Genomic DNA, 25479 nt, shown 5'->3' on the forward strand with positions numbered 1-25479 from the left:
GGAATTATTAAAATGTTACGACTTTTATTTACATTAAGTGCAGTGCTATTTTTGCTGTCTTTTCATGTTAACGCTAAACCATGCGAAGATGGAAAAATGACCATAAAGGCTTGGTCACAGAAAGATGGTACATATTCAAATTACAATATTCCTAAAATAGTTATTAATAGCAATGCTTGTTTAGTCAAACCTATGGAAGGTAAATCGTTGCAATCTTCGGAAGAGGTAATCTCTTTTATATCAAAGCAAATGACAACGGATAATAAACGTAGAATTTTTTTCAACCAATTGCCTGGTTTATTAGAAGCAGTTGGAGAAAAATTTGATGTTTATTTAGTGCACCCTTGTGACTTAGGGCCAAACCCCGAACCTGATTGTGAAAATAATGAAGATGTTCTTTTGGGATTTGTTGCTGAAAGTACAATGAACTCGGGTGATAAGGCTTATGCTGTTAGCAGTCTAAGTCATCGAGTGGTAAATAAAGATTAACAATAAAACGCTTATTATCGAATAGAAAATAAAATGACAACACTTTATATTTCAAAAGAGTTGTCATTAAGTTACCTCGAAAATTGCGTCGCTGCTATTTCGTGTGGCGTTTATTTGATAACTTTTACCTTGTCATTAACTTTATCACTTGCTACGTAACCTATTGCATCGGGGTTACTTGCGACAAAGGCAATAATATCCTCATCAGAAGATAACTCTTTAGGAGGCTTTCCCTTACCAGTAAAAATTAATTTTGACCAATAGGCTTTCATTTGAGACTTACTTTTACCAAGGACTTTGTCTTCAAACTCTTCTCTCGCACCATTGCCATATTTAGCATTGACGGGGTCTACAGAATTTCCATTGGCAAAAGACTTGTTCTTGCCTAAAAACATTCGACTTATGTCGTCTTCGGTAATTGCGCTGCTATTGCTTGGATGAACAATAACTGACACATCTGCAAAACAGGTAAAGCTTATAGTACAGATAAAAAGAATGACGCATGTTTGTATAGCTTTCATGGTTTTCTCCTTTAAAATACTGTAACTAGTGCCATACGGAATAACCCCGCATCATAGCTACTATCAGTTTCATTCTCAAAATCGGTGTATTCAAATTTTACCGCAGCTGAATCATGAAAATCATATCGTAAACCTAGGGTAATATAATTCTCTTTTGACAATTGACTTGCAATAACACCTTCAGTGGTCGCTTTTAATATATCAAGTGATGTGGCAACACCATAAGGAGCAGCAGAGGTAAAGTTTGCTAATGTATTGTCGTCTTTACCATATGTGATATGAAATAAGGTACGATCAAATTGATAACCCGCCATTACATAGTAAGACTCCTCTTCAACCAAGGGTGAGTTTTCAATCTCAAGGTTTGTATATTCACCAACAATTTGCAGTTGATCAAAGTGCATTTGGAAGCCAAATTCAAAAAATGATGAATCGTCTTCCATTACTGCTACATTGCTTGCAATATCTGAAAAACCAGCTTGTAACCAAGCTGCAGAAAGTGTTTGAAAATCGTTCAAGGGGATAGATACGTCAGCAACAAAATAACTGGCTCTTAGTGTTAACCAGTCATAAACAAATGTAGATGACAAACCCGTTAAGTCGGTAACATCAGGTTTGGCTTTTTGACCAAATGCTTCTATTTCGTCTGTATTTCTGCCATATATACCGTGGAATGTTGCGTCAACGCGGCCAAATGAAGTTGTGTATATACCACCAAGACCATCGAAGGTGTCAAAAATGAGATCGTAAACACCTTTAGGCGGTGAAATCCATGGATAGGCATAGGAAACATCTAAATAGTCAGAGTACATATAAAAAGGTGCTCTTTGCCTACCTGCGAGAATGCGAAATTCATCTGATGCATCGTAGCTGACATAGGCCCATTTGAACTCTGGATCCCAATCATCGGCGCCTTTTGCCGTTAGTTGAAGGGTAACGCCTAAACCATTTTCTAGGTCGCTAGAAGCTTGCAGAGCAAAAAGTGAGTCTTGTTTGAAATCTAGATTATCATCAAAGCCATATAACCTATCTTTGCTAGATGTTGTCATACCGCCTACAACAGAAGCAAAGCCATTAAATGTTATATCCGCGTGAGCAACGGATGACGTTAAGGCGCTAATAGTCGCCAGACAAATGAGCGTTTTTTTCATAGTGGTTCCCTATCATGTTTAGCACTAAACTTTAAATTGCAATGCGATTTGTTCGAGCTTAGTTGCGAGCCCTGTGAGTTCGTCACTCACGGATGCAATTTCTGTTGTTGCATTCGATGCGTCTTGCGCGCATTGTTGAATCTCATCTACGTGATCAACCATAACGGCTGAAATTGATGTTTGTTGTTGAGTGGAGTTAGCTATTTCGTCATTCATTTGTGAAATAATATTAATTGCCTCTGTGATCTCCAGTAAACTATTGCCCGCTTGATTGGCGCTGTTTACGCTACTTTCCACGCCTGTTATCGACGTTTCCATGGTACTTACCGCGTTGCGAGCAGCACTTTGTAATTGCTCTATCATTTGATTAATTTGTTCGGTCGATTCTTGTGTGCGCGATGCGAGTCCACGTACTTCGTCTGCTACTACGGCAAAGCCTCTACCTTGCTCTCCTGCACGTGCGGCTTCAATTGCGGCGTTTAATGCGAGTAAATTAGTTTGTTCGGCAATACCTTTAATAACATCAAGTACAACATTTACTTTTTCTGTATCTTCATTTAATTGATTAATTATTTCTGAGGATTGTTTTATTACGTCTGCCAGTTGTTTGATTTCTATCACTGTTTTATCTACAACTTCTTTACCGTTATTTGCTTCTTGGTTCGCGTTTTGCGCTGAAGTTACTGCATCTGCTGCATTCGACGTAATGGTGTCTACGCTATGGCTCATTTCTTCAACTGACGATTTAGAAGCAGCAATACTATCGTTTTGACGGTTAAAAGAGCTGATGGTTTCATTTGAAAGTCGTTGTATATTATTGGCGGTATTCGCTAGTGGCATTGCCGTATCAACAACACTTTTAATCACATCTTGCAGTTTCTCAATGAAGTTATTAAACCAAAAAACAAGATCGCCAATTTCATCTTGGCTTGTTGTTTGTAATCGTACGGTAAGATCGCCATTATCTTGGGCGATATTTTTCAATGACGCGATAACATTTTTAAGGCTATTACTGATAGACGTTGTGATCGGGAGCGCCACACTAAACAAGACAATAATCGTAATAATGCCGATAGTTATACCAACGGTTGTTGTTGATGATACTTTACTATTTACCGTTTCAAATGCATCGTTAAATGCTTGGTTTTTATTTTGTTTAAATTGCTGTAATTCTGACTGTAACGCATTAAGCTTGTCTGCCATCTCCGTTGAGCGCGTGCTGAGTGTATCAAAATCAATAGTGCCATCTACCATCTCACTTGAAAGTTTGTACCCTTGTTGGTAGTAACTATCAAAATCTTTTAACACTTTATTGATAACAGAAGCATGTGTAGGATCAATCGCAGCAGTTTGCTTTAAGTTTTCCTTCAGGTCTTTGGCATAACCATCGGCGGTGTCGAGCATTTCTTGCTCACCCATGGTTACAGCATTACCTAAGGTTTCTTTAATTTTATCTAAGTGGGTTAGTGCAAATTTAGCACTTTCTAGGTATTTGTATTCAACGGCATAGGCACGTTCTAGTTGATTCACAATTTGTGACATAGCCGTCACACTCATTAACAGGTAAATTAAAAAGCCAATTGTACCGACAACGGGGATCATGAGTATTTTAAATCGTATTGTTAGTTTATTTAGCGCAATCATTTATTAGTCTCTTTCCATGTTTTACATCGAATACATATGCTTATATATTTGATTGTAGTAGTCATTTTTTAAAATGCGAATATAGTGTTTGAGTTACAATCAAGGTAATGAAAGTTAAGTAATGAGAATAAGTATAAATGGCAAAACCTAACGTGAAAGGGCCAAGTCGTACAATTGATATTTTTTGTGCCGTTTGCCAGAGCAAGTTATTCAAATATCGTAAAGGTGGAAAAGGCGCGTTAATAAAGTGTTTTGTTGAACGGATAAGCAAAGATTACACTGCTAAAGTAGGAGAGTGTCCACAATGTCATCAGGTTTTTGCACGAGAGGTATTGATTCGAGGTGTGCCTGCATTGAAGATTATTGGCAACAAAGTGCGTTATAAGTGATGGTAGCCATAGATTTGAAACCCCACTGGTACTATTTAATGATGATCAACACGACTATTTCCTTATACACTTTGTGTTTATTTGTTAATTTAACAAATCTTATTTTAAAAGAGAGAACTACATGATCATTCAGCGTGATGTTGTTGATATCGATACAGCAACCGGCAAGATGCGAACTTATGTTTATCGTCCTGATGCAGATGGCCGATTTCCTACTGTTATTTTTTATTCTGAAATCTTTCAACAAACTGCGCCTATTGCCAGAACGGCTGCAATAATGGCTGGCCATGGTTTTGTGGTATTAGTGCCAGAAGTGTTTCATGAACTAAACGCAATTGGTACCGTGTTGGGTTATGACGATGCAGGTAAAGATAAAGGAAATAATGACAAATGGACGAAACCTTTAGAAGATCATGATTCTGATACAGAAGCACTTATTGCTTTTGCAAAATGCCAACCTTTTTGTAGTGAAAAACTAGGCGCAATGGGAGTTTGTATTGGAGGACACTTGGCTTATCGCGCGGCTTTGAATAGTCAAATATCATCTGCAGTTTGCCTCTATGCAACAGACATTCATTCAAATACGTTGCCGTGCAAACCTAACAACGACTCATTAACGCGTACCGCGGATATTAATGGTGAATTAATGATGATTTGGGGGAAACAAGATCCCCATGTGCCAGATGAAGGGCGCATGTTAATACATCAACAATTACTATCTTCAGGAAATACTTTTACGTGGCATGAATTTAATGCTCAGCATGCCTTTATGCGTGATGAGGGAGATAGGTATGATCCTCAGTTAGCGTTGCGTGTTTACGGAATGTCAGTTGAGTTTTTCAATCGAACACTAACAAAAACAGCATAATAGACGTTATTAACTCAGCGTATGTTATGGTATGCTTGGCTGATTCGAGTACCTCATTTAGCATAAATGTAATGTTTCAGCCGGTTAGTTTTTTTATCGGACTTCGATATAGCAGAAGTCGACAGCGTACAGGCTTTGTTTCCTTTATTACCTTTTTTTCCATTATTGGCATTTTGCTTGGCGTTGCCGCCTTGATCACTGTTGTGTCGGTGATGAACGGATTTGAAGGTGAATTAAAAAAGCGAATTCTTGGTATCGTGCCACATGTGTTGGTCAGTCAAGATGATAAACCGATAAAAAATTGGCAAACGCTACAAGCAAAGCTGTCTACTATTGAACATGTTACTAACGTCACGCCTATTATTGAAGCTGAGGCGTTAATTCTGTCAAATCAGACCTTAACAGGTGTGTTGTTACAAGGCATTGACCCCTCGTACGAACAAGAAAATATCGTATTCAAACACATGGTAGCGGGCCAACTGAGTTACTTAACAAATAGCCCATATTCGATTGTTATTGGCCAATCACTTGCACAGAAGCTCGCTGTCTCTATTGGTGACACTATACGCATAGTTGTGCCTGGAAAAACGTTGTTTACGCCGATGGGGCGAATCCCTGTGCAACGCACCTTTGATATCGTTGGCATTTTTAATATGCGCTCTCAAGTTGATGACTCGGTAGTGTACATGCATCGAAGAGATGCAAGTAAACTTATGCGTTTTTCTGCAGATAGTGTTAGTCAATTGCGACTATATCTTGATGATGCTTTTATTGCTGATGAAATTGTTGCAATGCATCCTTTTGAAAAGGATAAATATCAATTTAAAACATGGCGTTCTACCCAAGGTACCTTATTTTCTGCTGTTAATATGGAAAAGAACATGATGTGGCTGATGTTAAGTTTAATTGTTGCTGTCGCCGCATTTAATATCGTTTCAGCACTTGTTATGGTTGTTATTGATAAGCAAGGAGAAATAGCAATATTACAGACATTTGGAATGGATAGAGCTGGTGTTGTGAAAATTTTCATGGCACAAGGTGTTGTTAATGGGGTTTGGGGAACCATGCTTGGCGTTTTTGGTGGTGTGATATTGACGCTAAATTTAAATACTTTACTTGCAACATTCGGTATTAGCCTGTTTGGTGCAGGCGTTGCTCAATCTCTACCTATTGATATGCAACTTAGTGATATTTTAGTTATTTCCCTGAGTGCTATAGCTATGAGCTTCCTTGCGACGTTGTATCCAGCGTATCGTGCTTCACTTACCCAGCCTGCAGAGGTTTTACGTAATGAATAATGGTCTAATTTGTAAACAACTCACTAAGTCATATCTTCAAGGAGAACTGACAACAAAAGTATTGCACGGAGTTGATCTCAATGTTGAAGAAGGAGAGCTGTTAGCGGTAGTAGGAAGCTCTGGCAGTGGCAAAAGTACGTTACTACATATCGCAGGTGGTTTGGATTCACCAACATCTGGACAAGTGATTATTAACAATGTTGATATACATCAGTTAAGTGAAAAAGCAAAAGCAAAGTTTCGAAATCAACATATTGGGTTTATTTATCAATTCCACCACCTAATGATGGAGTTTACCGCATTAGAAAATGTCGCTATGCCACTGTTAATAAGGGGTAATAATGTTAAAGATGCGCAACGTGCAGCGGAAGAAATGTTAGCGCAAGTAGGGCTCAGTCATCGTTTAACACATCGTCCTTCTGAATTATCTGGTGGTGAGCGTCAACGTGTAGCAATTGCTCGAGCTTTGGTAACAAAACCCGCACTTGTGCTCGCAGATGAGCCAACAGGAAATTTAGATTTTGATACCGCAGAGCAAATTTATCAGCTACTCAAAGAGTTAAATCGAACCCTTAATACCAGTTTCGTTATTGTAACCCATGATTTAACACTCGCGGCTAAAATGAATAGACAAGTTAAGTTAGACCATGGTGTGCTTGTCGATATGGAAGAAATGCATGGCTAAATCGTTAAGTTTTTTTATTGCCAAGCGCTATATTGGCAGCAAGCAAACCAAAGGGTTTGCATCTTTTATTTCCGCATCATCGACTACCGGTATTGCATTAGGTGTTGCTATTTTAATTCTTGTATTAAGTGCTATGAACGGATTTGAACGTGCCTTAGCGCAACATTTATTATCCGTTGTTCCCCACGCTGAATTAGTTTCGGTCAATGAGCCAATTAACCAATGGCAACGACAAGTAAATAATGCTGAACAACAACCTTTGGTTAATGCTGCTGCGCCACTGATAAAAGTGCAGGGGATGTTACAGCATAAAGGTATATTAAAGGGGGCCGAATTAAGCGCTGTAGATATTGCGCTAGAGCAACGGGTGTCATCAATTGCAAGCTATTTGGTTGCAGGTAGTTGGCAAGATCTTAGCCAAGATAATGCTATTATTGTCGGGCAAGCTATTGCAGAGAAATTAAACGTTAGTGTCGGTGATAACATACAAGTATTACTGCCACCGATGCAAAAAGGAGAGCAGGTAAAACAGCAGTTTAACGCGATGACTAAGCGTAATGCCACGATTGTTGGTATTTTTAAGTTTGGCGGTGAAATAGATGCGCAAAAAGCATTTATTTCCTTACCCTTTGGGCAAAGTATTATGCATTATGATGCTGATCAGGTGCAGACAATCCGATTAAATGTTGAGCAAGTATTTAATGCCCCGTTAATTGCTAAACAGGTTGCTTATAAAACAGATGCCTATGTTTATATTTATGATTGGACATTTAGCCAAGGGCATTTATACAACGATATTCAGCTTGTGAGAATAGTGATGTTTATTGTACTTGTCTTGGTGATTGCTGTTGCAAGCTTTAATATTGTTTCTACCTTAATTATGGCGGTAAATGATAAACGCAGTGATATTGCCATTTTAAAAACAATGGGCGCGAAATCTAGCACTATTATGTTTACCTTTATGATACAAGGTCTGCGGAATGGCATCACTGGCACGTTAATTGGTGCGGTTTTCGGGACAATACTTGCGTTGAATTTAACTGAAATTGTACATTATCTAGAATCAATTTTTGATCAGAAGTTTCTCTCTGGTGATGTATATTTTATCGACTTTTTACCAACACAGGTACAAAGTAGTGATATATATTTAACCGTAGGTACGGCACTCATTTTAAGCTTAATTGCCACATTATATCCTGCTTGGCGAGCAACAAAAGTTGATCCTGCCCAGGTACTCGGTCAAGTTTAACGATCGTCAATTAATCTTCCTACAAGGTGATCTTTATCTGTTTTTTAGACGTAACGGTAGTTAATATCACTAATTTTTTCCGTTATGTTGATTCACTTTATATTGTTTAATTTAGTGTGGCTTGGATTAGTCATTTATGGCAACGACGCAATAGTGTCAGCTTTACTCTGGCTAGGCATTTTTGCTTGGCACAAGAAATTAACAAGGTATGAGTTATATTTAGCCGCTGTTATTACTTTTCTCGGGGTTAGTATCGATAACATTTTAACCGTCTTAGGTATATTTAGATTCCCCGATGAGACGTTTATCCCGTATTGGTTAATCGTACTGTGGGTGTGCTTTAGCTGTATTTTATTGCGCGCGCCACAACAACTTAAAACGAATCGTTGGCTCCAGATAGTACTACCGATGATATTTGCGCCATTGAGTTATTTTGCCGGTTTCCAGTTATCAGCCGTTAAGTTTGGTTGGGATCTTTTACCAACGATGTTACTGCTATCTATTATTTGGCCGTTATTTATCATGTTAGCGTTTTCGTTAGAAAACAACTTGCTAAATAAGGAGCGTTATCGTGTCAGTTAAATCTATCGTATTGCTTTGTTTATTAACCCTTATGATGACGGCACAAGCTAAAATGTTAGCGGTCGACAAGGTTAAATCAGACCTTACACAGGTAGGGAAAGCAACATTTTCATTCCTGTTCTGGGACATTTATCACAGTAAACTTTACACAAATAGCGGTACTTACAGTGAAAAGGAAAATCAAACGTTATTATTAGAAATTCAATACCTTAAAGATATTGCTCGAGATGACTTATTAGAAAAAACTGTAGAGCAATGGCAATACTTGGGCTTTTCAATCGAGCAATACGGCAAGTATCTTGATACGTTGCGAGTACTTTGGCCAAACATTGAAGCAGGTGATTCCTTATCTTTACTCGATGATAACCAGAGTAGTCACTTTTATTTTAATGGTGAATTACTTGGGACAATAGAAGATACAAAATTTGCAGAAATCTTTCTCGCTATATGGCTTTCTGAAAAAACAAGTCAGCCATTACTTCGAAAACGATTGATAGGAGAAGATAGTGAATAACTTAATATTACCTATAGTCCTTGCTATATGTTTAATGGGGTGTAGTAGTGATGTGACTGACTATAGAAATACGTCGCCAAAACTCGATATTAAGACTTATTTTTCGGGCAAGTTCGTTGGTTGGGGGATTATTAACAAATACGATAATAAAGTCACTCGCAGGTTCTGCGTTGAAATTATTGGAACGTGGCAAGGAAATAGCGGTTTACTCGATGAAACTTTCTACTTTTTAGATGGAGAAGTTTCTAAGCGTGTTTGGCAGCTAAACCTTGAAGCTAATGGTAAATATAGTGGCCAAGCCGATGATGTAATAGGTATTGCTAAAGGACAACAAGTTGGCATGGCTTTTAATTGGCAGTATGAACTCGATGTTACTATCGACAATGATGTGATTAGATTCTCAATGGATGATTGGATGTATAAATTAGATGATGATCGAGTGATGAATAAAACTGCCATGAATAAATACGGAATAGCGGTTGCAGATATTACGTTATTTTTCGATAAATCTATTCAGCAGTGTTCTAATCGTTAAGTAAATCGAGTAAAGCACTGTTTAGTTGCGCATATTCAAACTGAAAACCGTTAGCCAATAATTTCTTAGGCACAACGTTTTGACCGTAGATAAATAAGTCTGACATTTCACCGAAGATAAGTTTTAATACAAAGGCTGGCGTCGAAAATATGCATGGACGTGATAATCTTCGTGCTAATGTTTCGCTAAATACCTGATTCGTTACGGCATTTGGTGATGTCATATTCACCGCTCCGTCAATACCTCGTTGCTCCATTAAATAGATGATCGCGTTTACCATATCGTCAATGTGTATCCAACTCATTATTTGCTCGCCGTCCGCAAACTTCCCACCTAAACCGAGCTTAAACGGGAGTAACATCTTGTGAAGAGCACCTGCAGTAGGAGAAAGCACTATTCCTGTTCTTAATAGACAAACACGGGTAGATGATGATTGCGCTTCTAATGCAATGTCTTCCCATTTTTTGCAAATTTTATTTGAAAATTCTGGGTAATATTGCGTAAAGGTCTCGTCGATTTGATAGTTTCCTTGCCGCCCATAAATCCCTATTGCACTACCAGACAACAATGTTCGTGGCGGAGTATCGCTTTGTTGGATAAGTTCGACAATTTTGCCTGTAAGGTGCCATCTGCTGTGACAAATTTGTTGCTTCTGGTTATCTGTCCACCGTTTTTCTGCAATAGGTTCCCCTGCAAGGTTGATTACGATGTCAGTTTGGTCAATCAGCGTTTGATTGAGGCAGGTTACAAGGTTAACCGCACTGCCTAAACAAGCAGCAGCACTGTCAGGTGAGCGAGTTAACACGGATATTTGATTGTCCTTGTTCGATAACAGTTGCTTGATAAGCGCTTGCCCAATTAAGCCTGTACCACCTGTAATTAATATTCTCACTGTTTACCACCTACAAACTAAACAACTAACTTAATACGTGTTTATTTTAAGTGTAGATCACTTATAAAAATTTATTTTTTTTCGAGGTAATAATCTGATCCTATTGAAAAAACTTGCCGTAGTACCTTATACCAATTCTATTAAATATTTGGTCAACTTAGAACTTCATTAGCGCGTTGAGAACAAGTTAAATAATTTAAGCATAGTCAGTCTATGGTTCGATTATTTAGGGAAGTTATCAGGGCGCTAATGAGTTCCCAAGGGCGAGTTTAAAAGGCTTATAGACTGTGTTATTGATTTTAACAAGGGAGCGACCATTCTTTGCAATCAATGCCTTGTCTCTAATCCTTTTAATTCTCGCTAAGTGACTAAATATTTAATTGATTTGGTATTAAAACTTTTGTGAGAGAAGGAATTGACAAGTGAAATATATTAAAAGCTTTATGACAATGTTTACTTGCTTGTTTTTATTGCAAGCCTGTAATGATAATGATGATAAATCTATACCACCTGTAATAACACCACCTGCCCCTGTGACCATAGTTGACGCAGCCGTCGATAATGGTAATTTTACAACTTTGGTAGCGGCATTAGAAGCGACGGGATTAGATACAACGCTCGCTGATGAGAACGCTAGCTTTACCGTATTTGCTCCTACAGATGATGCCTTTGCACTGCTCGGCGACGACACGATTAACGCATTGTTAGAGGATACAGATACGTTATCTGATATTTTAACCTACCACGTTATATCGGGTGAAGTTGATGCAGCAGCTGCCGTAGCAAGTGCAGGTCAAACCGTTGAAATGGTGAATGGCGATATGGTTGGCTTATCACTCGATGGTGACAACCTGCTTGTAAACACCGCTACGGTTACCATGACTGACATTCAAACAGACAATGGCATTATTCATGTGATTGACGCGGTATTGATGCCGCCAGCTGACAAAGGTCAACCCATGATGAATATCGTTGAAACTGCGGTTGCAGATGGGCGTTTCACCACATTGGTTGCAGCTTTACAAGCAGCTGGTTTAGATGGTGCACTAGCAGATGCGAGTGGTAACTTTACGGTATTTGCACCCACAGACGATGCTTTTGCAATGATCGATGACGAGGTGTTGTCGATGATTTTAGCTGATACAGATCTATTAAGTAACTTATTACTACAACATGTTATTGATGCGGAAGTCTCTTCTGTGTCTGCATATGCACTTAATGGTCAGCAAGCAACTACGCTTTCAGACGCCATGATACCGGTTTCTATTAATGCGGAAACTGACATGCTAATGTTTGGTGGTGCTAATATCGTGATCAAAGATATTTACACGAGCAATGGCATTATTCACGTTATTGATGCAGTTGTTATTGGTGACTTGGAACTTCCTTCTACGGCAAATACTGTTGTTGACGTTGCAGTAAATGATGGCAACTTCACTACACTCGTTAGTGTGCTTCAGTCTACAGGTTTAGACGCTGTATTATCAGATCCTGATACCGACTTTACCGTTTTTGCCCCAACTGATGACGCTTTTGCGAAATTAGATGCTAGCCTACTTGAAGGATTGTTAGCTAACCCTGAACAGTTGAAAAGTGTATTACTTTACCACGTACTCAGTGGTGCTAAGGTGATGTCAGATGCTGCAATTACGGTTGCTAACTCTGAAAATAACACGGTAACAACAGCTAATGGCTCTGATGTGGCCTTAACGGTGAAAGATGCGACACTATATTTAAATTTGTCACCTGTTTCTGCGGCAGATGTTTCAGCTGACAACGGCGTAATTCATGTTGTAGATCAAGTAATACTGCCTCCTGCTATGAAAGGTGGTGAAACGATGAATATTGTTGAACTGGCATCATCTTTATCACAGTTTTCTACCCTAGTGGATGCAGTAACAGCTGCAGGTTTAGTGGATACGCTTTCAGACGAAAATGCTAACTTTACTGTATTCGCGCCTACTAATGCCGCATTTGATAAAATTGATGATGCGACATTATCCGCTTTACTTGCTGACAATACTGCGCTGACATCGGTACTGCTGAAACACGTTTTAGCAACAGAGGTTAATTCAGTTGGTGCTTATGCTGCGTCGGGTAAAACGGTTGAAACAGCGGGTGAAGACGTACTGAGCATTAATCTTGTTGACTTCACAAAAACGTCGAATGATACCATGGACGAAGTAGCATACGATGCCGATAGCCACATGTTAGTTGGCGGCATGAACTCAAGCCACCCAGGCTTCACCTTATACGTGTTTGATAATGATTTAGGCCAATCTAGCAGTACATGTGTTGATACTTGCGCCACAGCGTGGCCACCGGTACTCGTTACTGACGGTATGACTGATAATATTGAGGGTTTATCGACGATCATGCGCGAAGACGGTGATATGCAGGCCGCATATTTAGGGCGCCCATTATATTTCTACGCTAATGATAGTGTTGCGGGCGATATGATGGGAAATGGTGTGAATGATGTGTGGTGGTCAGTTAAACAAGCACCAACAAGTTTACAGGTTCAAGGTGCAAACATTACGTCGACTGATATTTATACTACAAATGGTGTTATCCATGTGATTGATACTGTTATTACCAGCGCAGAGAACGAATAACTCGCTGCTAAGTTTTATTAACGAATGCATGTGTTTTTGCCCCTAGATTAGGGGCTTTTTTTTGTGATCAAAATGTAGGTTACTTACGTAATAACTACAAAGACACCAAAACAAGATTTGAATGAAATTACCGATATTCCCATTACCCGTATTTCTATTACCTCAAGGTATTACAAGGTTACGCATTTTTGAACAACGCTATTTAAATATGGTGAAGCTGGCGACAAAAGAGCAAGGCTTTGCCATTATGTCGACAGCTAATTGTGTGCGAAAGAATGAAGATAATTGGGCAAGTTGGGTTGAAATTATAAATTTTGATCAAGATGAGCATGGTGTGTTGATCATTGATGTGAAGTGTAAGAAGTTAGTCGCCTTATCTGAATTAATCATAGATAAAGATAATTTGCATCATAGTAGTGTTATACAGATAGATCATTGGCCTGAACGTGATCATGATGATGAAACAAGTAACCTGTCGATGTCATTATTAAAAGTATTCGAAGAAAACAAATTATTGAGTGATATGTATCAATCTTGCTTTAATGACAATGCTAATTGGGTCATTGCTCGCTGGTTAGAGTTACTGCCAATTAATATTGAAGACAAAATGATGTTTGCCAACGAGCATTCATTTAATGCCGCAAAGCAGTTTGTTCAAAATATCGTATTACCTGAAAAATAAAATACATAATAGTGATCCGTAATATAAACCTGCGCGTATTATTGTCTATCTGAATTTTTTGGAAGAATAAAAGATGGCCGTTAGGCAAATAAACTTGTCAGTTACTGGTTCAAGTGTTACACCTAAAGCTATGAACGATTCAACTGAACATCAGCAATTAAGTCAATGGCTTATATCTGTAGCAGAACAACGTGACAAAGCAGCTTTTAGCGAGCTCTTTAGGTTTTTTGCTCCTAAAATTTTACGTATTGCAAAGGCGAAAATAGGAAGCGAAGCGCAAGCGAGTGAAGTTGTGCAAGAAACAATGTCCAATATTTGGCGTAAAGCGCACTTGTTTGATGCGAAAAAAGGCGCAGCAACAACTTGGGTCTACACTGTTATGCGTAACGTTACATTCGATATGCTGAGAAAAGTTAAATGTAACCGAGAAGATACGTTAAGCGATGATATTTGGCCAATTGCTGAACAAAGTGCAACTGACGATGAATTGTTTGAAGATCATCTAGCAAGTAACAACATCATGTCTGTTATCGAAACACTTCCCGAAAATCAGCAACAAGTGATTAAAGGCTTTTATTTTATGGAGATGTCGCAAGAGCAACTTGCAAATCACCTCGACTTGCCTTTAGGCACGATAAAATCGCGATTACGCCTAGCCTTAGCGAAACTCAAGGCGCAGTTAGGAGAAGACCATGATTAAACATCATCCTACTTTTGAAATGTTGACTGCTTATGTAGCAGGAGAGCTACCGGCATCTCTGGCGGCTGGTGTTGCTATTCATGCCGATAAATGCAGTAAATGTCAGCAACATATTGCTCTACTTACTGAGCAAATTGCCGAGGCTAGTTTTGAGCATCCGCAAACACCGTGGGAAGTTGAAAACGTCGACAGTGATATATTATCACTTGACGTAGAAAAAATGATAGACGATATATGTAGCGACGACGGTATTGCTAACGTAACGGCGATTGAAGCCAAAAAGATAACATTAAGAGATAAGGAATATCAGCTACCTAGAGCAATGCAACATATGGAAATTTTAAGTAGCGCCAATATTGGTAAATTGTCGCGCGCGAGAGTTATGCTTGATGAAGGTGATATACACACGAGTTTATTGCATATTGAGCCTGGTGGTTCTGTACCTATGCATACGCACAATGGGTATGAGTTAACCGTGTTAGTTTCGGGGTCATTCACCGATGAAATGGGAGAGTATTTCCCTGGTGATTTTATTATGCTTGATGGTAAGCATGAACATAACCCCGTTTCAGAACAAGGGTGTCTTTGTTATACCGTTGCTAATGCCCCGCAGAAGTTTACACAAGGCATTAATAAGCTTCTTAATCCGATAGGTAACTTTATTTATTAGTGGGTGAAAGCATGCATAATTTATTTGATAAAAAAGATATTACTATTGGTATTAGTGCCTGTATTGCGGGTGAAAAAGTACGATTTGATGCGAGTAATAAACCTTCAAGTTTTTGCATGAAGGAGCTAGGTCAACATGTAACATATAAAACGTTTTGTCCTGAAGTAGCGATAGGTTTACCCGTTCCTCGTCCAACGATTAGGTTAATTAAAGAAGATAATATTATCAAAGTTGCAAGACCTGATGGTAGCGGCGACGTAACTAATGCCTTGGCAGAATATGGTAAAAAAATAGCGAAATATACTGAGAAATTTAGCGGGTTTATTTTTTGTGCTAAAAGCCCAAGTTGCGGAATGGAGCGAGTGAAAATTTATTCTGTTGATGGCAATTCATTACCTTCGACGGGTGTTGGCGCATTTGCGCAAGAAATTATGAAAGCAAATCCATTATTGCCTTGTGAAGAAAATGGTCGTTTAAACGACCCTATCATCAAAGAGAATTTTGTCGCGAGAGTTTTTGCTTATAGGCACTGGCAGTCATTGGTCGAATCAGGGCTGACAAAGCATAAATTAATGACGTTTCATAGTCAGTATAAATATACTGTGATGAGTCATGATCTTGTTGCTTACAAAGCGCTAGGCCAATTATTGGCGGGTAATGAATTGCCACTTAATGAGCTTGCAGAACAATATATTACGGGCTTGATGACAGCCTTGAAAATAAAAGCAACCCGCAAAAAGCATGCTAATACGCTGTCTCATATTCAAGGTTATTTTTCAAAACATCTATCGCCAGAGCAAAGGCAGGAACTTTGCCAGCAAATCGAAGCGTTTCGTACCGGCTTAGTGCCACTGTTTGTGCCTTTAACCTTAATAAAGCATTATTTATTGTCTCATCCTAAGTCTTATTTAGCTAAACAGACTTATTTAAATCCATACCCAGAAAGCTTAAAGCTGCGATATGGTTATTAAATTGACAGAAACTTATGAAAAATCATTGGTTTCTGTTGATATTCACACCTTTGATTAACACACCTTTTGGCCGATGAGATGTTATGCAAATACTTTGGTTTAGAAACGACTTACGCGTGCATGATAATCCAGCTTTGCACCATTTTTTATCTAATTTTCAAAACGGCGACAGGGCCATATATATTTTAACGCCAGAACAATGGCTACAACATCATTGGTCGCGTATAAAAATTGATTTGATTAAACGACACGTAGCTTTACTGAGTAAACAGTTAAGTGAGTTAGGTGTGCCGTTAGAGGTTTATCAAGTTGATGACTTTGAACAACAAATTGAGTTTATTATCGAGAAGAGTAAACAAGGCTCTGCAATCCATTTTATTGCCAACGAAGAACTTGAAGTAAACGAAAGGCAGCGAGATGAAAAATTAACTAAGGCTGGTGTCAAGCTAACGTTATTTGAAGCTGATGTTATTGTTAGTAAGGGTAAAGTGCTTAATCAAGCGGGCGAAATGTTTAAAGTGTTTACCCCTTTTAAACGTGCGTGGTTAAGTTATGTAAAAACGTATGGATTTGAGTATTTAGGTAAATCAGTTAATCGAACAGTGTCGAGTGATGTTACTGACGAGTCAGGTAGCGGCTTAGATAATGAACTGTTGAGCAGTGATAACACGTCGTCGCAATGGCCGTTAATTGATGATGTTGAAGCGCATATTATTCCTGCCTTTTTTGCAAACAAACACGACCAATATCATGAATGGCGAGATATACCGTCGGTTAAAGGCACATCAGGTTTATCTCCCTATTTAGCGATTGGCGCCTTAAGTCCAAGATATTTATTACAATTAATTTTGAACAAACATCCCGACTTATTAACTGCACATGATAGTTCAGCGTTTTCATGGCTCAATGAACTCATTTGGCGCGATTTCTATCGCCATCTGTTACATCACTTTCCTAAGTTGTGTCGACATAAAATGTTTAACGAAAAATATACAAGCACGACTTGGCCATATGATAAAGCGAAGTTTGATGCGTGGTGTTTAGGGCAAACGGGTTACCCCATTGTTGATGCTGCAATGCGCCAACTTAATCAAACCGGTTGGATGCATAACAGGTTAAGAATGATCGTTGCTAGCTTTCTGACGAAACATTTACTTATTGATTGGCGATTAGGTGAACAATATTTTATGTCGAAGCTAATTGACGGTGATCTTGCTGCAAATAATGGTGGCTGGCAATGGGCAGCAAGTACAGGGTGTGATGCACAACCCTACTTTAGAATTTTTAATCCGATACGACAGGGAGAGAGATTTGATCCTAAAGGGGCGTTTGTGCGTAAGTATTTACCAGAACTTGATAAAGTGCCTGACAAGTATATTCATTTTCCGCATAGTTATATGAAGTCACACAGTGAAATAGCTTATTGGCCGGCAATTGTTGAGCATAAAGCGGCGAGAGAACAAGCACTCGCATTTTATCGATAAGTTAATTTTATAGAAAAGCATTTGGGGATTTATTTTGCTACATAATATCGAGCAATTATCTGAACACGATATCGCGCAGAAACCAGCGTGGTTGGTGAATTTCTGTGAGACTTATCAATCTCTATCAGCAGATAGTACTTTCGAAGAGCTTGCATTAATTTACCACCATGATGTCGTTTTTATTGATCCTATGCACCAAATAGAAGGGCTAGTTAAGCTGACAAAATACTTTAGTGAACTCTATGAAAATGTACCTTATTGCCAATTTGAGATTACGCATTCCTTCTATCAACATGATCATGCTGCGGTCTATTGGTTGATGACATATCAACATACAAAGTTAAATAGTGGTAAGCCAATTGTTGTTGAAGGACACTCCTACTTAGAAGCAAAAGGAACTAAAATTATTTATCATCGAGATTATATCGATTTAGGTCAAATGCTTTACCAACATGTCCCTGTTTTAGGGCGAATAATTGCTTGGTTAAAAGCGCGGGTAAAAACGGTATGAATGTCGGAAAAAATGTACTGATTACCGGCGCCACTTCGGGTATCGGTGAAGCGCTATTTTCACTTTTTGGCAAACACGGTCATAACTTGTATCCATGTGGCCGAAATGAAGATAAGCTTCAACGACTAAAAGACACTTACACAACTTGCCAGCCTTTATCGTTTGATATTAATGATGCTGCGCAAGTAAAACTAGCAGCTAGTCAAGTAGATTCCATCGATATACTGATTTTAAATGCCGGCGATTGTGCTTATATTGATGATGTTATGGCATTCGATGATACAAATTTTGCGCGCATTATTAATACTAATTTAACCTCATTGGGCACGATGTTGGCAGCGTTTTTGCCAAAAGTGAATAAGGGTGGACAAGTGGTGTTTGTTAGCTCAGCGGCGACATTATTACCGTTTCCTAAAGCTGAAGCATATGGCGCTTCAAAAGCGGGTGTCGACTATCTTGCTAACAGCTTGAGAATTGACCTGAAAAAACACGCAATTGGTGTAAGCTTAGTTCACCCTGGGTTTGTGGAAACGCCGTTGACCGATAGAAATACCTTTGACATGCCTTTTATGTTGTCAGCTGCAGAAGCTGCTCAGCGTATCTATAAAGGTGTCATGAAAAAACAACAATACATACATTTTCCCAGAAGATTAACATGGCTATTGAAAGTACTCGCTTTTATGCCGCCGTTTTTAAGACATCGTTTGATGTAAATAGGTGATTATTAATGAAGCGTATAGCAGTTATAGGCGCAGGTATCTCAGGCTTAACCGCAGCACATGTATTATCTAAAAAACACCATGTCAGTGTTTTTGAAAGCCAAAGTAGTATTGGTGGTCACACAGCAACTGTTGATGTTGTAGTAGACGGCAGGCCTTATGCAATCGATACGGGGTTTATTGTTTTTAATAATAAAACTTACCCTAATTTTTTAGCTTTACTAGCAAGTCTTGGCGTTGATAAACAGGCTACTGAAATGAGTTTTTCAGTGCATAACTGCCAGACAGGTTTAGAATATAATGGCCACACCTTAGCAACACTTTTTGCTCAAAAACGCAACCTCTTGAACCCAAAGTTTTGGCGTTTAATTTTAGATATATTACGATTTAATAAGCTTTGCAAAGCTGTTTATCAAAAGCAAAATATTTCAGCACATGAAACCTTAGGTAGTTTCTTGAAGCAAAATGGCTTTAATCAGTATTTTTCAGAGCATTATATTTTGCCAATGGGGGCGGCGATTTGGTCGAGCTCTTTGGCACAAATGGAACAGTTCCAACTACGCTTTTTTATTCAGTTTTTTTATAACCATGGCTTGTTGAACGTTACAGATAGACCCCAATGGTATGTGATACCCAAAGGTTCGAGAAATTATCTAGCGCCTTTAATTGCACCTTTTAAAAATAATATTTCGGTTGATGCACAGATATGTTCAGTGAAACGAAATGACGGGAATGTAACGCTAGTTTTTGCAGATCAATCTGAACAAGTATTTGATGATGTCGTGTTTGCCTGTCATTCAGATCAAGCACTTGCGTTACTAGATTTGCCAACAGCAGCAGAAAGCGAAATACTGTCAGCGATGCCTTATGCCGCTAACTCGGTAGTACTACATACTGATGAAAATTTGTTACCGGTACGCAAAAAGGCTTGGGCAAGCTGGAACTATCAATTAAGCGATAACCGAACAAAACCTGCAAGCGTAACTTACAACATGAATATATTGCAGGGATTAGAGACTGAACACACATTTTGCGTGACGCTTAACCAAAAAGAGGCAATTGCACCAGAAAAAATATTGAGAGAGTTCACCTATCATCACCCTGTATTCTCTGTGCAATCACTTAAAGCACAACAGCGGCGCAGTGAAATATGTGGTGTAGGCAATACGCATTTTTGCGGTGCTTATTGGTATAACGGTTTTCATGAGGATGGTGTAAGAAGTGCGCTTGATGTTGCCGCTAGATTTGATTGTTTTTTATCAGATGAAAACGAATGAATACGTCAACGTTTACCCCATTAAATTCCTATGTTTATGTTGGTGATATTCAGCACAGAAGGTTTACGCCAAAGCGGCATCAATTCAACTATCGGTTGTATATGTTGGCACTTAACGTTGATAAGCTTGAACAGGCGTTTTCAACCTCACTTATATTCGGTCAAAAATGGTGGCAACCGATAAGATTTGTTGCAAAAGATTATCTTTCAGGTGAACCAGGAGCGCTTAAAGTACGTATCATAGAGAAAGTAAAAGCACTGGGTGGTACGACGGCGATAACTCAGGTTGTAATGCTCGTTCAAGCAAGATGCTTTGGTATTTACTTTAGTCCAGCAAATTTCTACTTTTGTTACGATGCAGCTGGACAATGTCGATACATGTTAGCGGAAGTAAGTAATACACCGTGGAATGAACGCCATTATTACTTGGTTGACTTGCAGTGTGAAAAGGTCAATGAAAAAGCCTTTCATGTCTCACCATTTATGGATTTAGACATGCATTATTTATGGCGCGTTAAGCCCCCAGAACTAGTGGACGATAATTTATTGATCCATATAGAAAATAGAAGAATGAACCAAGATGATAAGGTGAAAGTATTTGATGCTCACTTAAGGTTGAAAAAGCAGCCATTGGCAGCTAATACGTTAATGAAAACTTGGTGTCAATTACCTGTTATGTCTCTATCAATTGTAACGGGTATTTATTGGCAAGCATTAAAGTTATTTTTAAAAAAAATACCATTTGTTTCTTATCAGCAGAAAAAAAGATTGTAGCAGTAGGAGCTTAGTGTGGAGCAACTTGTAGAACATAAGGTTAAAGAGCCAACGGAAACCTGGGTTAATAAACGTTGTCGTGATCTAGTATTTTCGGTATTAGACAAAATGCAATTTGGTTGCATTGAGATTCATCAAGGAACGTCTACTTATAAGTTTCCTGCAAACCGTACCAATCCTGATGCTATTACTGGCACTATTGTTATTCATGATACATCAACTTATCGTGATTTTGTTCGTGGCGGAAGCATTGGCGCGGCAGAAGCATTTATCGATGGAAAATGGACATCTCCAAACTTAACGCGTGTCATTCAAATATTTGCACGTGCTCAGCAACTTACCGATGAACTTGAGAAAAATGCTTCTTGGCTCGGTAAGTTAAAAAATGCGATTTTTCACCGTTTTAATCGAAACAGCCAGCAAGGTTCAAAGCGCAACATTCTTGCTCATTATGATTTGGGTAATGAACTCTACACACGTTTTTTAGATCCAGAGATGGTTTATTCTGCGGCTATTTATCCATCTGAAGAAGCAAGTTTAGCGGAAGCTCAAAAGCATAAACTAGACATCATTTGTCAGCGACTTGATTTGCAAGAAAATGATCATTTGTTAGAAATTGGTACCGGGTGGGGTGGATTAGCTGTACATGCGGCAATGAATTATGGTTGTAAAGTGACCACGACGACTATCTCTGATGCACAGCACGCTTACGCGACAGATAAGATAAAAGCACTCGGTTTAGAAGATCGTATTACCTTATTGAAAGAAGATTATCGTGCGTTAACCGGTGAATACGACAAGCTTGTGTCGATAGAAATGATTGAAGCTGTTGGATATGATTATCTACCGAGCTTTTTTCAACAATGTCATGAACGGTTGAAACCGGGCGGTAAGTTGCTGATTCAGTCAATTACTATCGCAGATCAACGTTTTGATTATTACCGAAAGAATGTTGATTTTATTCAACGATATATTTTCCCAGGCGGTTTTTTACCTTCGATTAACGAGTTAACAAACCAACTTACCAAACATACCTCGTTAGTAATGGAAGAGTTACACGATATTGGATTACATTATGCAAGAACGTTGGCAGATTGGCGTAAGGCTTTTTTAAATGCTTGGCCAGAATTATCAACCTTAGGGTATGACGAAGAGTTTAAACGTTTATGGTTGTATTATTTTGCTTATTGTGAAGGGGCGTTTATAGAACGTTCAACGAGTACAGTACATTTAATAGCGAGAAAATAATGTTTAATAAAAAAGCGGTTAACATAAACCGCTTTTTTATTATCTACCTTCACGACTTTTCCATGCTTTATTGACGGAATATCGCCATAACGCATGAATACCAAAATAGCCGATTAGCGAAAATAAAGTAGCAAGAACGGCACATCCCAATAAAAATGATGGACCGATAGTAGACAAACTATCAATAACCCATTGCCAACTCGCCTCAAATGAAAAGGCTTGCTCCTGTTTACCGAGGATCCATGTCCCAACAATATAACAAAAATAAAATATTGCTGGCATGGTGATAGGATTCGTGATCCATACTAATGCGATAGATAGTGGTAAATTCGCATGTACTATAATAGCTACGCCTGCCGCTAAAACCATTTGAAAAGGAACAGGAACGAAGGCGAAAAATAAGCCAACAGCAAAGGCTTTAGCAACAGAGCGACGGTTTAAATGCCACAAATTACCGTTATGTAATAAATCACCAAAAATCTGTAAATGTTTATTGGTTTTGATCTTTTGATGATCCGGCATAAATTTTTTAATCGTTTTCTTTGGCATGCACGTCTTATTAATTAGTTAAGGAATTAAATCACTATGGATCGGTGGTTACTTTCATTTATTGCTGGGGCGCTATTGTCACTTTTTTTGCCGATAGTGCCAAGTATATTTTATGTGGTTTTGTTTACTGTTTTAAGTCTGTTTATTTGCATTATTTTTGCAGATAAAAGAATCGGGCTCGTTTTTCTGGGGATGGCTTGGGTTATTTATCAGGGGGCGAGTTATGAAAGTATATGGAAAAACAACGGTATTGCTCTTCAATCGTTACATAAATCGCCCTTGATAACTGTAGGTGAAGTACTAACCATTGTGCAAGATAAAGACAATATTCAACGTTTTAACTTTTTAATTAAAACGTTGTCAGGTAAACAGTTAGTACAACCGATAAAGGTCAGGTTACGTTGGAAAAAAGGCAATTATCAATTATTACAGGGACAAGAGTGGCGACTAAACATAAAATTAAAGCCTGCATACGGACTTGCTAATAGCGGTGGCTTTCATTATCAAACTTGGCTAAGACAACAAAACATACATGCAACAGGTTATGTTGTTAAAGCATTTCCTCCTATATTCAGTAAACCTTCATTAAGACAATACCTGTTTAATCACTATCAACGTTTAACTAAACCCGACCCTCAAAACGCGTTATTACAGGCATTAACATTTGGAATAAAACACAATATCTCTGATCAGCAATGGCAGGTACTCAATGCAACGGCAACACAGCATTTGATTGCAATTTCTGGTTTACACCTTGGTGTAGTCGCGATGTTAAGTTTCGCATTAAGTAAGTTAATACTTAATGTATTAACTATGCGCTCATTGCATACTCATTCGTTTTTAAATCGTTTAACGATTAATTCACAAACAACTGCCATTACAGTACTTACCATTGCAATCGTCACTTTTTATGCTTATATCGCAGGTTTCTCTCAACCCACATTGCGGGCAGCAACGATGCTGATTATTCTTTGGAGCGTCAAGTTGTTAGGGGGAAAAGTCACGCTAACACGGCTAATGCTGATAACGGTCTTTTTAATCATCATGTACTCACCTTTTAGCCTACTTTCAGGTAGCTTTTGGTTATCAGTGGCAGCTGTTACGACGATTTTATTTTACTTATGGCGTTTTGGGCGCAACAAAGTTACTCATCAACAGTCTTTAGGTGTTAAAACAAGAAACTCTGTCGTTCAAGCATTTTGGTTTCAAAGCTTTTTAATCTTGGCCATTTTGCCACTAACGATGGCTATTCAACATCAAGTATCGTTAGTCGCTATACTCGCTAACCTTATTGCTGTGCCTTGGGTTAGTTTGGTTTGCGTGCCGCTGACATTACTGTCTGTTGTTGTCAGTATTATCAACGAGACAGTCGCGATCTACGTGATTACACTTGCTCAATCGAGCCTGCATTTGTTGTGGCTTTGGTTAACGATCATAAGCGAGCAAACTTGGGCAACGGTAGAAGTAAGTCAAATCGCATGGCTAAGCCTCACCTGCATTATAGTAATGTGTATTGCGATGTTACTTTACGTTAATCGAAAAACAATTGCGTTAGTCATGTTTGGCATTGGTATGCTTGGTGTTCTTGCACTTAGTTTTTCGCGTTATAAATCGTTAGATAATGCAAATTGGTATGTTGATGTGTTAGATGTAGGGCAAGGGCTGTCGATTGTTATACGTAGCGCACAACATACGATTATATATGATACAGGGGCGACTTATCCGAGCGGCTTTTCAATGACAGAGGTAGTGTTATTACCTTATTTACGTTATCACGGCATAGCAGATATCGATTTATTGATAATTAGTCATGATGATAATGATCATGCGGGTGGGCTTGAGAAATTGTTAAGCGCGGTCAATGTTAAGCAGTTAATATTTAACCAAAAGCAAGGGAACCGTCGATGTTTACGTGGTCAAGTCGAATGGTTGGCACATCTTAAGCTAACTTTTTTACACCCCTATGCATTGAAAGCAGAAAGCAATGATGATTCATGTGTTGTCAAAGTGTCAGACGGTAATACAAGTGTTTTACTTACTGGGGATATTTCTACGCGCACTGAAAAAATGCTAGTGAATAAAGATATTAGTGGGTTAAATTCTACAATTTTAGTTGCACCTCATCATGGTTCAAAAACGTCGTCATCATCAACATTTATTGATGCCGTATCACCGGAAAATGTAGTCTTTAGCGCAGGTTTTCTAAATCAATGGAATATGCCAAACAATGTGGTAACAAAACGCTATTTGCAACGGCGTATTAATGTTTACTCTACAGCAGAACAAGGACTTATTTCTGTTGCGATCTCGCCACAAGGCTATGATATTGAAACATTTAGACAACACCATTGGCCGTACTGGTTCGCGAATTAACTAAGGTGTAACACTGTTTTTGTTTTTAACCGACTATTATTTTTACCTAAAGTACTAAAAGATAGGCCCCTCGTTAAATCAAAACTTGGT

The 25479-nt window shown here is 38.6% G+C and carries 26 protein-coding genes; 21 read left to right on the forward strand and 5 right to left on the reverse strand.

Annotation, left to right across the window (positions count from 1 at the left end):
- Window positions 1-12: 12 nt before the first annotated feature.
- Entirely contained in the window at window positions 13-489 is a 477-nt protein-coding gene (locus tag QUE09_RS05300) for a hypothetical protein (RefSeq protein ID WP_286235161.1), read from the forward strand.
- Window positions 490-599: 110 nt separating this feature from the next.
- Here QUE09_RS05300 and QUE09_RS05305 read toward each other — a convergent pair whose 3' ends face one another.
- From QUE09_RS05305 to QUE09_RS05315, 3 genes are read right to left on the reverse strand one after another with little or no spacing between them, the layout of a single operon-like run.
- Window positions 600-1010, reverse strand: coding sequence for a type 2 periplasmic-binding domain-containing protein (locus tag QUE09_RS05305; RefSeq protein ID WP_286235162.1), 411 nt, complete (start codon window positions 1008-1010; stop codon window positions 600-602).
- 11 nt (window positions 1011-1021) lie between these two features.
- Entirely contained in the window at window positions 1022-2161 is a 1140-nt protein-coding gene (locus tag QUE09_RS05310) for a porin (RefSeq protein ID WP_286235163.1), read from the reverse strand.
- A 24-nt stretch (window positions 2162-2185) separates the two neighbouring features.
- Window positions 2186-3805 (reverse strand): methyl-accepting chemotaxis protein, encoded by a 1620-nt coding sequence (locus tag QUE09_RS05315; protein WP_286235164.1) that lies wholly within the window; start codon window positions 3803-3805, stop codon window positions 2186-2188.
- 137 nt (window positions 3806-3942) lie between these two features.
- Here QUE09_RS05315 and QUE09_RS05320 point away from each other — a divergent pair, with 137 nt between their 5' ends.
- The 8 genes from QUE09_RS05320 (at window position 3943) to QUE09_RS05355 (ending at window position 9925) form a co-directional block, all read left to right on the forward strand.
- Complete coding sequence (locus tag QUE09_RS05320; protein ID WP_286235165.1) at window positions 3943-4194, forward strand: hypothetical protein; 252 nt, start codon at window positions 3943-3945, stop codon at window positions 4192-4194.
- Window positions 4195-4315: 121 nt separating this feature from the next.
- Window positions 4316-5062 (forward strand): dienelactone hydrolase family protein, encoded by a 747-nt coding sequence (locus tag QUE09_RS05325; protein ID WP_286235166.1) that lies wholly within the window; start codon window positions 4316-4318, stop codon window positions 5060-5062.
- 71 nt (window positions 5063-5133) lie between these two features.
- Window positions 5134-6360, forward strand: coding sequence for a lipoprotein-releasing ABC transporter permease subunit (locus QUE09_RS05330; RefSeq protein ID WP_286235167.1), 1227 nt, complete (start codon window positions 5134-5136; stop codon window positions 6358-6360).
- A complete protein-coding gene (gene lolD, locus QUE09_RS05335) occupies window positions 6353-7045 on the forward strand; it encodes a lipoprotein-releasing ABC transporter ATP-binding protein LolD (RefSeq protein WP_286235168.1) in 693 nt (230 codons plus the stop codon). The genes QUE09_RS05330 and lolD overlap by 8 nt, the downstream gene beginning before the upstream one ends.
- Complete coding sequence (gene lolE, locus QUE09_RS05340) at window positions 7038-8294, forward strand: lipoprotein-releasing ABC transporter permease subunit LolE (protein ID WP_286235169.1); 1257 nt, start codon at window positions 7038-7040, stop codon at window positions 8292-8294. Before lolD ends, lolE begins: the two co-directional genes overlap by 8 nt.
- An 84-nt stretch (window positions 8295-8378) precedes the next feature.
- The gene (locus tag QUE09_RS05345) at window positions 8379-8876 is read left to right on the forward strand and encodes a DUF2878 domain-containing protein (protein ID WP_286235170.1); all 498 of its coding nucleotides are present in this window, start codon (window positions 8379-8381) and stop codon (window positions 8874-8876) included.
- Entirely contained in the window at window positions 8866-9390 is a 525-nt protein-coding gene (locus QUE09_RS05350) for a chalcone isomerase family protein (protein ID WP_286235171.1), read from the forward strand. The genes QUE09_RS05345 and QUE09_RS05350 overlap by 11 nt, the downstream gene beginning before the upstream one ends.
- On the forward strand, window positions 9383-9925 hold the full coding sequence (locus QUE09_RS05355) for a DUF3833 domain-containing protein (protein ID WP_286235172.1): 543 nt from the start codon (window positions 9383-9385) through the stop codon (window positions 9923-9925). Before QUE09_RS05350 ends, QUE09_RS05355 begins: the two co-directional genes overlap by 8 nt.
- On the opposite strand, the gene QUE09_RS05360 is transcribed toward QUE09_RS05355, so the two are convergent.
- Entirely contained in the window at window positions 9915-10817 is a 903-nt protein-coding gene (locus tag QUE09_RS05360) for a TIGR01777 family oxidoreductase (RefSeq protein ID WP_286235173.1), read from the reverse strand. The two genes, QUE09_RS05355 and QUE09_RS05360, sit on opposite strands and share 11 nt — an antisense overlap.
- Window positions 10818-11260: 443 nt before the next feature.
- On the opposite strand from QUE09_RS05360, the gene QUE09_RS05365 reads away from it, so the two are divergent.
- The 11 genes from QUE09_RS05365 to QUE09_RS05415 all read left to right on the forward strand — a co-directional run bounded on the left by QUE09_RS05365 (window position 11261) and on the right by QUE09_RS05415 (window position 22467).
- Entirely contained in the window at window positions 11261-13432 is a 2172-nt protein-coding gene (locus QUE09_RS05365; RefSeq protein WP_286235892.1) for a fasciclin domain-containing protein, read from the forward strand.
- 121 nt (window positions 13433-13553) lie between these two features.
- Complete coding sequence (locus QUE09_RS05370) at window positions 13554-14114, forward strand: LON peptidase substrate-binding domain-containing protein (protein ID WP_286235174.1); 561 nt, start codon at window positions 13554-13556, stop codon at window positions 14112-14114.
- A 73-nt stretch (window positions 14115-14187) separates the two neighbouring features.
- Window positions 14188-14814: a sigma-70 family RNA polymerase sigma factor gene (locus QUE09_RS05375; protein ID WP_286235175.1), complete on the forward strand. Its 627-nt coding sequence runs from the start codon at window positions 14188-14190 to the stop codon at window positions 14812-14814.
- Window positions 14807-15484, forward strand: coding sequence for a ChrR family anti-sigma-E factor (locus tag QUE09_RS05380; protein WP_286235176.1), 678 nt, complete (start codon window positions 14807-14809; stop codon window positions 15482-15484). Before QUE09_RS05375 ends, QUE09_RS05380 begins: the two co-directional genes overlap by 8 nt.
- An 11-nt stretch (window positions 15485-15495) precedes the next feature.
- Window positions 15496-16455, forward strand: coding sequence for a YbgA family protein (locus QUE09_RS05385; RefSeq protein WP_286235177.1), 960 nt, complete (start codon window positions 15496-15498; stop codon window positions 16453-16455).
- Window positions 16456-16538: 83 nt separating this feature from the next.
- A complete protein-coding gene (phrB, locus tag QUE09_RS05390) occupies window positions 16539-17939 on the forward strand; it encodes a deoxyribodipyrimidine photo-lyase (protein ID WP_286235178.1) in 1401 nt (466 codons plus the stop codon).
- 34 nt (window positions 17940-17973) lie between these two features.
- Window positions 17974-18450, forward strand: coding sequence for a nuclear transport factor 2 family protein (locus tag QUE09_RS05395; RefSeq protein ID WP_286235179.1), 477 nt, complete (start codon window positions 17974-17976; stop codon window positions 18448-18450).
- Window positions 18447-19163, forward strand: coding sequence for an SDR family NAD(P)-dependent oxidoreductase (locus QUE09_RS05400; RefSeq protein ID WP_286235180.1), 717 nt, complete (start codon window positions 18447-18449; stop codon window positions 19161-19163). Before QUE09_RS05395 ends, QUE09_RS05400 begins: the two co-directional genes overlap by 4 nt.
- A gap of 14 nt (window positions 19164-19177) precedes the next feature.
- On the forward strand, window positions 19178-20446 hold the full coding sequence (locus tag QUE09_RS05405; protein WP_286235181.1) for an NAD(P)/FAD-dependent oxidoreductase: 1269 nt from the start codon (window positions 19178-19180) through the stop codon (window positions 20444-20446).
- Window positions 20443-21219 carry a DUF1365 domain-containing protein gene (locus QUE09_RS05410; RefSeq protein ID WP_286235182.1) on the forward strand — a complete coding sequence of 259 codons (777 nt, stop codon included), beginning with the start codon at window positions 20443-20445 and terminating at the stop codon, window positions 21217-21219. The genes QUE09_RS05405 and QUE09_RS05410 overlap by 4 nt, the downstream gene beginning before the upstream one ends.
- Before the next feature lie 15 nt (window positions 21220-21234).
- Window positions 21235-22467, forward strand: coding sequence for an SAM-dependent methyltransferase (locus QUE09_RS05415; protein WP_286235183.1), 1233 nt, complete (start codon window positions 21235-21237; stop codon window positions 22465-22467).
- A gap of 39 nt (window positions 22468-22506) precedes the next feature.
- Here QUE09_RS05415 and QUE09_RS05420 read toward each other — a convergent pair whose 3' ends face one another.
- Complete coding sequence (locus QUE09_RS05420; RefSeq protein WP_286235184.1) at window positions 22507-23016, reverse strand: DUF2062 domain-containing protein; 510 nt, start codon at window positions 23014-23016, stop codon at window positions 22507-22509.
- Window positions 23017-23052: 36 nt separating this feature from the next.
- Here QUE09_RS05420 and QUE09_RS05425 point away from each other — a divergent pair, with 36 nt between their 5' ends.
- Window positions 23053-25389: a DNA internalization-related competence protein ComEC/Rec2 gene (locus QUE09_RS05425; RefSeq protein ID WP_286235185.1), complete on the forward strand. Its 2337-nt coding sequence runs from the start codon at window positions 23053-23055 to the stop codon at window positions 25387-25389.
- Window positions 25390-25479 lie beyond the last annotated feature (90 nt).

Origin of the sequence: Thalassotalea sediminis (genome assembly GCF_030295915.1) — a bacterium.
Taxonomy (GTDB): Bacteria; Pseudomonadota; Gammaproteobacteria; order Enterobacterales; family Alteromonadaceae; genus Thalassotalea_C; species Thalassotalea_C sediminis.